Origin of the sequence: Enterococcus sp. PF1-24 (assembly GCF_029893325.1) — a bacterium.
GTDB lineage: Bacteria > Bacillota > Bacilli > Lactobacillales > Enterococcaceae > HY326.
Map to the genome: position 1 here is coordinate 1 of NZ_JARXWL010000048.1, position 10,351 is coordinate 10,351.

Annotated in this window: 9 protein-coding genes; 2 read left to right on the forward strand and 7 right to left on the reverse strand. The window is 36.8% G+C overall.

Annotation, left to right across the window (positions count from 1 at the left end; translation table 11 throughout):
- Nucleotides 1-116 precede the first annotated feature (116 nt).
- The 4 genes from thiI to M2139_RS13615 form a co-directional block, all read right to left on the reverse strand.
- Entirely contained in the window at nucleotides 117-1,325 is a 1,209-nt protein-coding gene (gene thiI, locus M2139_RS13600; RefSeq protein WP_280739397.1) for a tRNA uracil 4-sulfurtransferase ThiI, read from the reverse strand.
- Nucleotides 1,326-1,347: 22 nt separating this feature from the next.
- Nucleotides 1,348-2,496 carry a cysteine desulfurase family protein gene (locus tag M2139_RS13605; RefSeq protein WP_280739396.1) on the reverse strand — a complete coding sequence of 383 codons (1,149 nt, stop codon included), beginning with the start codon at nucleotides 2,494-2,496 and terminating at the stop codon, nucleotides 1,348-1,350.
- Between the two features lie 159 nt (nucleotides 2,497-2,655).
- On the reverse strand, nucleotides 2,656-4,380 hold the full coding sequence (locus M2139_RS13610; protein WP_280739395.1) for a septation ring formation regulator EzrA: 1,725 nt from the start codon (nucleotides 4,378-4,380) through the stop codon (nucleotides 2,656-2,658).
- Between the two features lie 392 nt (nucleotides 4,381-4,772).
- The gene (locus tag M2139_RS13615) at nucleotides 4,773-5,189 is read right to left on the reverse strand and encodes a septation ring formation regulator EzrA (RefSeq protein ID WP_280739394.1); all 417 of its coding nucleotides are present in this window, start codon (nucleotides 5,187-5,189) and stop codon (nucleotides 4,773-4,775) included.
- Nucleotides 5,190-5,491: 302 nt separating this feature from the next.
- Between M2139_RS13615 and M2139_RS13620 the strand changes: the two genes are divergently transcribed.
- Nucleotides 5,492-6,844 carry an aspartate kinase gene (locus M2139_RS13620; RefSeq protein WP_280739393.1) on the forward strand — a complete coding sequence of 451 codons (1,353 nt, stop codon included), beginning with the start codon at nucleotides 5,492-5,494 and terminating at the stop codon, nucleotides 6,842-6,844.
- Between the two features lie 78 nt (nucleotides 6,845-6,922).
- Here M2139_RS13620 and M2139_RS13625 read toward each other — a convergent pair whose 3' ends face one another.
- From M2139_RS13625 to M2139_RS13635, 3 genes are read right to left on the reverse strand one after another with little or no spacing between them, the layout of a single operon-like run.
- On the reverse strand, nucleotides 6,923-7,438 hold the full coding sequence (locus tag M2139_RS13625) for an HAD family hydrolase (protein WP_280739392.1): 516 nt from the start codon (nucleotides 7,436-7,438) through the stop codon (nucleotides 6,923-6,925).
- 20 nt (nucleotides 7,439-7,458) lie between these two features.
- Nucleotides 7,459-8,295, reverse strand: coding sequence for a Cof-type HAD-IIB family hydrolase (locus M2139_RS13630; protein ID WP_280739391.1), 837 nt, complete (start codon nucleotides 8,293-8,295; stop codon nucleotides 7,459-7,461).
- A gap of 23 nt (nucleotides 8,296-8,318) precedes the next feature.
- On the reverse strand, nucleotides 8,319-9,152 hold the full coding sequence (locus M2139_RS13635; RefSeq protein ID WP_280739390.1) for a DUF72 domain-containing protein: 834 nt from the start codon (nucleotides 9,150-9,152) through the stop codon (nucleotides 8,319-8,321).
- Between the two features lie 125 nt (nucleotides 9,153-9,277).
- Between M2139_RS13635 and M2139_RS13640 the strand changes: the two genes are divergently transcribed.
- A complete protein-coding gene (locus M2139_RS13640) occupies nucleotides 9,278-10,246 on the forward strand; it encodes an asparaginase (RefSeq protein WP_280739389.1) in 969 nt (322 codons plus the stop codon).
- The last annotated feature ends 105 nt before the right edge of the window (nucleotides 10,247-10,351 follow it).

The window sequence follows — 10,351 nt, forward strand, 5'->3', positions numbered from 1 at the left end:
CGAAATTAGGTCACCTTTCACCAGTAGATTACCGGAAAAAGATGACTAAAATGAGATGCTCTTTTTAAATTGTGTCAAAAAGTAGTTGCATTCCCCCGTTGCTTATCTTTCCTTATTTATAATAAATCATCAAATTCAGTATTTTCAGTAACTTTTCCATTGCTAATTTCTTCAATGATTAAGCCAGCTAAAGCTCGTTCCATCATGCCTTCAATATCTAAACGTTCTTCATATTTTTCAACCTTTTCAAGTTGTGGCCGAGTTTTAGGATTTGGTGGTGCAAAAATAGTACAGCAATCTTCAAAAGGTTGAATCGCTAAATCAAAAGTATCAATTTCTTGCGCGATTTCAATGATTTCATTTTTATCCATAGTAATCACCGGCCGAATAATTGGCGTAGTGGTTACTTCATTAATCACCACCATGCTATGAATGGTTTGTGAAGCCACTTGCCCTAAAGATTCACCATTAACAATTACCATGCCTTTACGCATTTCCCGAATGGCATCGGTTAAACGCAACATCATCCGCCGTGTAATCGTCATCCAGTAGCCTTGAGGGCTTTTCTGTTTAATTTCTTCTTGAATTTCCGTGAAAGGTATTTCGATAAATTGAATATTGCGACCGTAGCAAGTTAGTTTTTCTGCTAACTCTTTAGCTTTTTGCAAAGCTTGTTGGCTGGTGTAAGGGGGGCTGGCAAAATGCACCGCTTCAACTTCCATCCCGCGTTTCATAGCGAGAAAACCCGCCACTGGTGAATCAATTCCACCAGAAAGCATCAACATACCTTTTCCACTTGTTCCAACCGGTAAACCGCCCGCGCCCCGAATCGTTTCATAAGATAAATAAGCACCATCGCGACGAATTTCAACCCGCAAATTAATATCTGGTCGCTTCATTTGAACCTTAATGTCAGGAAAAATATCCATCACAGCATTTCCCAACGTTTGTTGCAATTCTTGACTATCTAAAATAAAATCGTGATCACTGCGTTTAGCGGTAATTTTGAAGCTTTCCATGCCAGTATAAATTTCTTGCATCACCGTTTGCACAGCAGACTTCAACACTTCTAAATCTTTTTCTACATAAATACTTGGTGAAAAACTTTGAATCCCAAAAACTTTGGTTAATTTAGGAATAATTTCTTGACTGTTTTCTCCATTTAAAAGTAAATGCATCCGATCACGATCAGCATGAATTTTTAAATCAGGAAAATCAATCAAAGCTTGCCGCACATTTTGGGCTAGTTGCATAATAAAACTTTTGCGATTTTTCCCTTTAGTTGAAAGTTCACCGTAGCGAACCATAATTTCTGAATAATTCACAATAAAATCCTTTCAAAATCTCTTAATTTATTTTTTCAAATTTTTGATAAAGCTGGTTAAAAATCACCATAAATTGTTCCACTTCCGCCATCGTGTTGCTTTCATCTAAACTCACCCGCACCGCACACTCAGCAACAGTTTTCGCAACATTCATGGCGCTTAAAGTGCTGCCTGCCATTTTCTTCCGGCTGGAACAAGCGCTAGTGGTAGAAATATAAATTTGTTTTTCCTCTAAAGCGTGAACTAAAACTTCTCCTCGCACGCCTTTTAAAGCAAAGCACAAAATATGGGGGGCCGTTTTTTCACTGGTTGCTAAGCTAAAAATCTCTACTTTCGGATATTCATTTAAAGCCGCAATTAAGGCTTGTTTCAAAGCTCGCGTATGTTGGGGCTGACTTTGAATTTTTTCCTGATATAAGCGCAAGGCTTTAGCGGTTGCCACAATACCTGGTAAATTTTCAGTAGTGCTTCGTTGATTATTTTCTTGGCCACCACCGGCTAACAAAGATGTTAATTTCCGGCCTTTTTTCCAATAAATAAAGCCCACGCCTCTTGGGCCGTGGAATTTATGCGCTGAAAAAGTAGCAAAATCAACTCGCGGCGTTAACCACTGTTCTTTAGGAACTTTGCCAATTGCCTGCACTGCATCCACGTGAAAATGAATTTTAGGATATTTTTCCAGCAGCTGACTAATTTCTGCCAGCGGCTGAATCATTCCCACTTCATTATTGACGCCAATCACCGAAACTAAAATTGTATCTGAACGAATTAACTTAGCTAGTTGCTCCACTTTCACAAAACCATTTTGGTCAACTGGCGCCAAACTAACTTCAAAACCTAGCGCCGCTAGTTGTTGACAAGCTTCTGCCACCGCTGGATGCTCGACACTTGAAATAATCAGATGTTTGCCGTAATCTTTTTTTGCTAAGGCTGTGCCTTTTATAATCCAGTTATCGCCTTCCGTGCCACCACTTGTAAAAAAGATTTCCTCACTGGCAACTTCTAATATGTCAGCAATTTGCTGGCGAGCTTGTTGTAATAAACGATTGGCTTGCGTACCTAAACCATGCAAACTAGATGGATTTCCAAAAACCCGTTGACTAGTTTTTATATAAGTATCTAACGCTTGGGGATAAATCGGCGTTGTACTACTATTATCAAAATAAATCATGACATTTATCCTTCCTCAATCTCGCGATAAAATTCTTTTCCATTATAAGCTTTCACTTTATAGTAAGCAAGATTTCCACTCTTATAAAATCAAAAATAATCCTATTTGTTAGCGAGCGTGTGCAACTAGGCAACAAAAAAAGAGCTAAAAGCTCTTTTTTTAAACTAAATCAGGATTATTAAAGTAGAAAGATTCTAAACGTTGGAAAGCACCTGGTTCCACCCGTTCAAGGGCTGTGCCGATTTCATCCAAAGCTTCTTGATAGCGATATTCTGTACCAAACAAATGCAAGGCATTTTCAATTGCGTAATTAACGTCTTGATGAGAATGACGATAGCGATTAGCATATTGCATCATTTGTTCAGTTAAAGCTGCCGCATCAACTAAATCATGGGTTTGTTTCGTTAAGCTTTCAATATCTTCTTGGCAAAGTTTTACTAACTTGTTGATTTCATCCATGTTGATACGAATTTTATTTAATGACTTGCTTAAAAGTTCTACTCGCTCAGTTGCCATATAGAAAAATTCCAAATAATCTTTTGACAAACCAGGTAAGCGTTGTTTCTCAACGAAACGTTTTAAGCTACGTAGTTCAAATTCAAAAGCTTCCACTTGTTCTTGGGCAACTTTTTCACCTTGCCGTAATTCACGAACGCTAGTATCAATCTCTAACTGTTGTGCTTCGATATCTTCTAAAACGCGATAAACATCTTTGTAGAATTTTTGAACTTCAGAAAAAGCAATATCATGTTCTTTTAATAATGGTTCCATTTGATTGTTACGACGAATTAATTCATCAATTTCAGTTTGGAAACCACGAGTACGACCTAATTCATTGTGGTTTAAAGAATAGCTTTGAGAAGTGTGATCCAACTCAACTAAAAGTTGTTGATTATTTTTAGTGGTATGTTCAATGTAAGATAAAACCGTTTTGCGATTTTTAGTCACATAACGTTTGCCTTCCATTTCTCGTTCTAAAATGTCATAAAGGCTATCAATTGAACTCGCTGTGTCACGATTAGCAACTTCAACAACATCAACTTCTGTTTTTTCTAAATCGCCCATTGAATTTTTGATGCGTTTTTTCACGCGATCAATATCAGCTTTAAATTCTTTTTCAGGGAAAACATATTTTTCTCTCATCATGCGTTTATACGCTTCTTCAATTTCTTTGATTTGACTCGGGAAAATTTGATAAAGCTCTTCATGAACAGCTGGAATGCGATTCATTAAATCAGAAATTTCATAAGTATGTTGTTCTGCTTGCTCTAAAACTTCACGGGCTTCAATTGGGTCCCCAGAAGTATTTAAAGTTACAAACTGTGTAAATTCAACTTCAATATTTTTAACTTGTTTTTGTAATTCAGAATAAGCGGGACCATAAATTGATGTATCACCAGCTAATTGATTACGTAATTCTTCGTAAACATCCAGGGCTTTTTGAACTTCTAAAGAGTTCCGTTCTTCCCCTTCTCTTAATTCTTGCAAGCCACGACGAATTTCTTCAACTTCAGTTTCCATTTCGTCCATGATTTTTTCGGCTTCAGCAACAGCTTTTCTGGCTCTCATAAAATGAAATTTTTCATTTAAGTTTTCTACTTCAAATATTTGGCTTTCTAATTCAGCGAAAGATGTATTTAAAACCTCGTTCCAACGCTCACTCCACTCACGAAAGGTATTTTGACTTAGGCCAACCATATGCATTCTTTTAACATCATCGACTTCTTCAATTACAGGTAAATCAAATAAGGCTTCCTTACGTTTTTCTAACTCAGCCAATTTTCCTTTGCTGTTATTTCTCATAACATACATAATCAAATATGTTAGTGCAACAATTACGGTTGCTGCAGCGACTATAATAATGATGACATTGGTTTTAGGCATTACTGGTTTCCTCCATCTTTCGTTCACATCTATGTTCGTCTATGTTCGTCAATTTTAATTTTCAATTATTTATTATATTTTCTCTTCACTCTTAGGAAAAAGCTTACTATTTATTGATAAATGAATAGTAGTAAGCAAATAATCATTTTACTACAAAAATTCCATAAGAACAAGCAATCTTCATCCTGAAAAAAAGTTTTTTAGGGCGAAAACATCTATGCTAGATTATATCACAAAGGAAGGCCGCTGGCACGAAATTCTTTTAAAAAGTTATGAATTTTTTTAAGCGAAATAAATAATTTTGCTTTTAGCAAACTTCATAATCTATTCTTGAGAGAAAAATAATTTGCAGATTTCAGACGAAAGACTGCTGGATTACAGCTGAATAGTCGCTATTTTTTTGCTAATTCTTGAAAATTAGCTTCTAACTCAGTAATTTCTGTCTGTAGTTTATCTAGGCGTTCCGTCCACTCTATCAATAATTTTTCAGCTTTAAAACATCGACCGCTATCATTCACCGGTCCTAAATCCAATAATTCACCAACAAAATTAGCAGCTGTAGTAGAGCTAAGCTCATACCATTCTTCCCGCCATTGACAAAATTTGATATAGCTTTCTGAAGCTAAGGAAACTACTTCAATCATTTCTATTGCTTGGTCAACCGGTGCCGAAAAGACTTTATCTAACTCTTTTTCTAATTTTTTGATTGTTCTCTTATTTAGCTTTTGTTTAACAAGCATAAACATTGACCAAGCCACACCAACCATAAAAAGGGCAATTATAAGATAAGTTAATAAATTATTTTTCATTTTTTCTCCTTTTGCACTTTAAAAAATTTGAAACAAGCATTTAACTTCAAATACTTACTCCACTCCTTTAATTATAGATTTATAAAAAGCCGGTCGCAATCTATACTTCTCTTTTTTGTAAATAATTTAATTATTCTGAAAAAAAGCTTGCTAGTTCAAGCTAAATCAAGCAATAGCTATTGCTTTTAAGGGCTATTTTCGGTATTCTTAAAGAATCATTAGAAATAAACTAACTCTTTCATTTTTTATAGAATTTTTTTAAAGAGCTAGTAACGATAAGAATCAAATTAGGGGTGAGTAGTGTGAAAGTTGTTAAATTTGGCGGCAGTTCTTTGGCATCTGCTGGTCAACTACAAAAAGTATGTAATATTATTAAAGCTGATCGAACAAGACGTTTTGTTGTCGTTTCTGCACCGGGAAAGCGGAATTCCAACGACACCAAAGTTACCGATATGTTGATTGAATACTATGATACTTATGTCAACGAAGGCAACACCGATGAAATTTGTCAAAAAATTATTACTCGCTACGCTGACATGATTGCCGAACTAGGAATTGCGGAAGATGGGGTATTAACAGATATCCAAGCCAATATTGAAAGTTTACGTAACGAGCCGAAAAAAGATAATAATCATCTATACGATACCTTTTTAGCTAGTGGTGAAAATAACAACGCCAAATTAGTTGCGGCTTATTTCCGTCATGAAGGCTTACCAGCTGAATATGTCAATCCTAAAGATTTAGGGATTATCGTTTCTGACGAACCAGGTAATGCCCGGATTTTAAATCATTCTTATGAGTTGATTTATCGTTGGCATGAAACAAATAAAATTTTAGTGATTCCTGGTTTCTTTGGTTACACTGAAGCTGGTGATATTTGTACCTTCTCTCGTGGCGGTTCTGATGTTAGTGGCGCCATCGTTGCTGCTGGTATGAAAGTTGATTTATACGAAAATTTCACTGATGTTGACGGGATTTTCGTGGCTCATCCAGGAATCGTTCACGAACCAGAAATTATCGAAGAATTAACCTTTAAAGAAATGCGGGAACTGGCTTATGCTGGCTTTTCTGTGCTACATCACGAAGCCTTAATGCCTTGTTATAAAGCCGATATTCCAGTAGTTATCAAAAATACCAATAACCCCTCTGCTCCTGGTACTATGATTCGGGGCAAACGAGATACCGAAGGCACACCGGTTGTCGGAATTGCCAGCGATGATGGTTTTGCAAGTTTATATATAAGCAAATACTTATTAAACCGAGAAATTGGTTTTGTTCGTAAGGTTTTACAAGTTTTAGAAGAAATGCAAATTAGTTATGAGCATATGCCTTCAGGAATTGATGATGTTTCTATTATTATTCGGGAAACGCAACTTGTTGACGGCAAAGAAGAAGAATTAGTTAGCCGTATCGCTAAGGAATTAAATCCTGACGAAGTGCGCATGACTCATGACCTTTCATTAATCATGGTGGTTGGTGAAGGGATGCGTCAAAGAGTTGGCGCAACAGCAGAAAGTGCCAGCGCCTTAGCTCGCAAAAAAATCAACTTAGAGTTAATCAATCAAGGTTCTTCTGAGGTCAGCATTATGTTCGGGATTCAAAGTAAACAAGAATCACGCGCAATCCGTGCTTTATATTACGCATTTTTCGATTAGATTAAAATTTAAATTTAATAAACCCGCAAAAATCAGGCCCAAGCGATTTGATTTTTGCGGGTTTTAATTAGTCTTTTTTTATTTTCCGGCTTGTTGGCGGGCAATTTCTTTAGCGATTTTTGTTTCAGGTGCAAATTCTGCTTGCCAATTATCAGGTTTTAAAACTTTATTAGTGACTGGGTGATAATGGGGTTTACCGTCAGGAAAACATTTATTCATATTGGCTTCATGGACAATTTCAAAAATTTTAGTTGGGTCTACGCCTAATAAAGTAAAGGAACCATAAGTGAAATATAATAAATCCACTAAAGCGTCCACTTCCCCCACTAACACGTCTGCCACCGCTTCATTTTTGGCTAAAACTTTATTTTTAGCAGTTTCCACATTTTCATGCAGACCTTCAATCAGCTCTGTAAATACAGTCGCATCATTATCCGCCGCTGCATAAAGAAATTCCACTAGCTCTTCTACTTTAAAACCAGCTCTAAAACCGGCATTTTCTTTACTGAAAGCTATAGGAGTGGCTGGTTTCTCTGGTCCAAATAAATCATGAAAGGCTTCTGTCATTTCAAAAGGATTGCGTATTTTTCCCATCTTTGCTCTTCTTTCTTAACTTAAATTACTTGATAGTGTTTCAAAGCATAGGCAATGCCATCTTCTTGGTTGGAATGGGTAACGAAATCAGCCACCGCTTTCACTTCGGCTTGGGCGTTCCCCATGGCTACGCCAATGCCGACTTGAGTTAACATTTCAATATCATTGTAATGATCACCAAAAGCCATGATTTCAGAAAGCTCTATCTTATTTTTTTCAGCAAAAGCTTTGATGCCTTTGATTTTCGAGCCACCTTTAGGCGTAATATCTACTGAATAAGGGTTAGAGCGTTGAAAACTACAATTAGGCAAGGCGGCTGTTAAAATGACCTGCTCTTTTTCGTTACTTAATAAAATACATTGGTAAACCGTTTTTTCAAGAATCCCTGAATTTAAATAACGGTGGGGCTGACGACTACTTTTACTTTTGGGTAGCCAATTTTTGATTTTTTGCAAAGGTAAATTTTTAGGCACAAAAGCCGCTAATCTTTTGGCTGCCGTTGAATTGCCCCAACGAACTGTCCGACTACCCCATAAATGATCGCTACCCCCAAATAAAATTTCCCGCTTATTTTTATCCGCAAAATCAACGATTTCTGCTAAAACTTCCGGGGAAAAAGCTTTTTGATAAACAATTTGTTGATTCACCAAAACTAACTGACCGTTGTAAGTAACGTACATATCCAGCGGCAAATGGTCGGTTAAATGTTTAATTTTTGCAGGGCTTCTGCCAGTGGCTACCCCGCATAAAACACCTTTATTTTGAGCCGCTTCAATCGCTTCCCAGGTCGTCGGGTGGGCGTGGGAACGATTATTTACTAGCGTGCCATCAATATCAAAAAAGATTGCTTTAATCATAAACTTCCCACCACCTTTCTTCGTTAAAATAATGTCATTTGTTTAGGATTAAGATGCTTATATTCTAAATGAAGTAGCTTTATCAAACTTAAAGCATTTCCTGCAGCATGACCGCCAGAATTATTGTTAAAAATAATCGCTACTTCCTTGGTTTCTGGTTGAATTTTTTCAATTAACTTTTGTAACTCTTGTAATTCTGACAATGAATAATCATATAATGTCCGCTTTTTCTGCCAATCCGGCCCTTTTTCTTGCCAGCCTTGCAAATTTCTGCCATGAAGGCGGACTAAAGTAAATTCGGAATTGGTAATAAAATCAGCTAACGGTACACTACGATTGGCAACTTGCGGTTCATCAATAATTGCTAACGAAAATTTTTCTTGTTCCATAAAGTTCCGCATACTAGCAACTACTTTTTCACTATACCAACTGTTATCACGAAATTCAATGGCGATTGGACTATCTCCCATTAACAAACGTAACTTTCTTAAATAAGCCACATTTTCAGGAGTACAAGTGAAATAAGCTGGAAATTGAAAAAGAAAGCAAAATAATTTACCGGCTTTTTGTAAAGGTTCAAAAGCTTCTAAAAAAGCGGCAGCCATTTCTTCTACAGAATTAAAGTAGGGAGAATTTGCCTCTTGAGTGGTTAAACCGGCATAAGCTTTAATCACAAAACGAAAATCAGCGGGAATTTGCGTCAACCAATTGGCCACTGTCGTTTGTTTAGGAATCGCATAATAAGCCGTATCCAGTTCAACAATCGGTAAATGACTAGCATATTCATATAAAGAACTGCGATTTTTCCCCGTTAAGCCTTGATGCTCATCGAAACGGGTTAAACCAATCCGCAACATGCCCTTTCCTCCCTAACTATTTCAATCTTCTATAGATTAGTATACAATAAATACTGAAAAAAATAACAACAATAACCTCTCAAATTTTTTATTTATTTGTGAAAAAATAAAAGGCGGACTAAGCTATGAAAAAAATTTTAGTTTTACATACTGGCGGCACTATTGCTATGGCAGAAAATAATCAAACAGGGAGTGTTAGCTTGAATCAAGATAATCCCTTATTAACTGCTCAAGTTCATTTACCAGCAGCTACGCAATTAGTCGTTGAAGACATTTTTAATCTGCCATCTCCGCAAATCACACCAGCGCACATGCTACAACTTAAAAGTCGAATTCAGCGAGGAAAAGCAGACGGCTTTACCGGCGTTGTCATCACCCACGGCACAGACACGTTAGAGGAAACGGCCTTTTTCTTAGATATAACTGTTGGTCAGCTGTTACCGATTGTAGTCACTGGTGCCATGCGCTCTAGTAATGAATTAGGCAGTGATGGTTTATACAATTTTGAATCGGCTATTCGAGTGGCAGCTTGTGATGAAGCAAAAAATAAAGGCGTGTTAGTCGTTATGAATGATGAAATTCATACTGCTCGCTATGTAACGAAAACTCATACCACCAATGTCGCCACTTTTCGCACACCAACATTAGGTCCGATTGGCATCATCACTAAACACCAGATTCGTTTTATGCAACAATTAATTACCGCCGAAACCGTTGATATTCAAGCAGTTGATGGCATTGTGCCGATTGTTAAAGCCTATGCCGGCATGGAAGGCGATTATCTCAATGCTTTGGCAGAAATGAATATTTCTGGCTTAGTGATTGAAGGCTTAGGCGCCGGTAACTTGCCCCCTAAAACGATACCTGCTTTAAAAAAAATCTTAGCTAAAAACATCCCGATTTTATTAGTTTCTCGCTGTTTCAACGGGATTGCAGAAACGATTTATGCTTATGAAGGCGGTGGTCAACAATTAGCTGATTTAGGCGTTATTTTTTGTAATGGTATTAACAGTCAAAAAGCGCGCTTAAAACTTTTAGTTGCTTTAAATAGCCAGCTTTCAAGCGAAGACCAACGAACTTTTTTACAAAAATAGAACAGGTAGGAAAGGGGCTGTGACATAAGTAAATTATGTTCGTAGTTTCAAAAAAAAGAAATTCTATGAAAACCATTATGGTTTTGTGGGATTTCTGTTTTTTTA

What these genes read in the sequence shown, in the direction of transcription:
- M2139_RS13610 (WP_280739395.1), bottom strand. Translation starts at nt 4,380, where the DNA reads ATGCCTAAAACCAATGTCATCATTATTATAGTCGCTGCAGCAACCGTA.
- M2139_RS13625 (WP_280739392.1), bottom strand. Translation starts at nt 7,438, where the DNA reads ATGGGAAAAATACGCAATCCTTTTGAAATGACAGAAGCCTTTCATGAT.
- M2139_RS13630 (WP_280739391.1), bottom strand. Translation starts at nt 8,295, where the DNA reads ATGATTAAAGCAATCTTTTTTGATATTGATGGCACGCTAGTAAATAAT.
- M2139_RS13615 (WP_280739394.1), bottom strand. Translation starts at nt 5,189, where the DNA reads ATGAAAAATAATTTATTAACTTATCTTATAATTGCCCTTTTTATGGTT.
- M2139_RS13605 (WP_280739396.1), bottom strand. Translation starts at nt 2,496, where the DNA reads ATGATTTATTTTGATAATAGTAGTACAACGCCGATTTATCCCCAAGCG.
- M2139_RS13640 (WP_280739389.1), top strand. Translation starts at nt 9,278, where the DNA reads ATGAAAAAAATTTTAGTTTTACATACTGGCGGCACTATTGCTATGGCA.
- M2139_RS13635 (WP_280739390.1), bottom strand. Translation starts at nt 9,152, where the DNA reads ATGTTGCGGATTGGTTTAACCCGTTTCGATGAGCATCAAGGCTTAACG.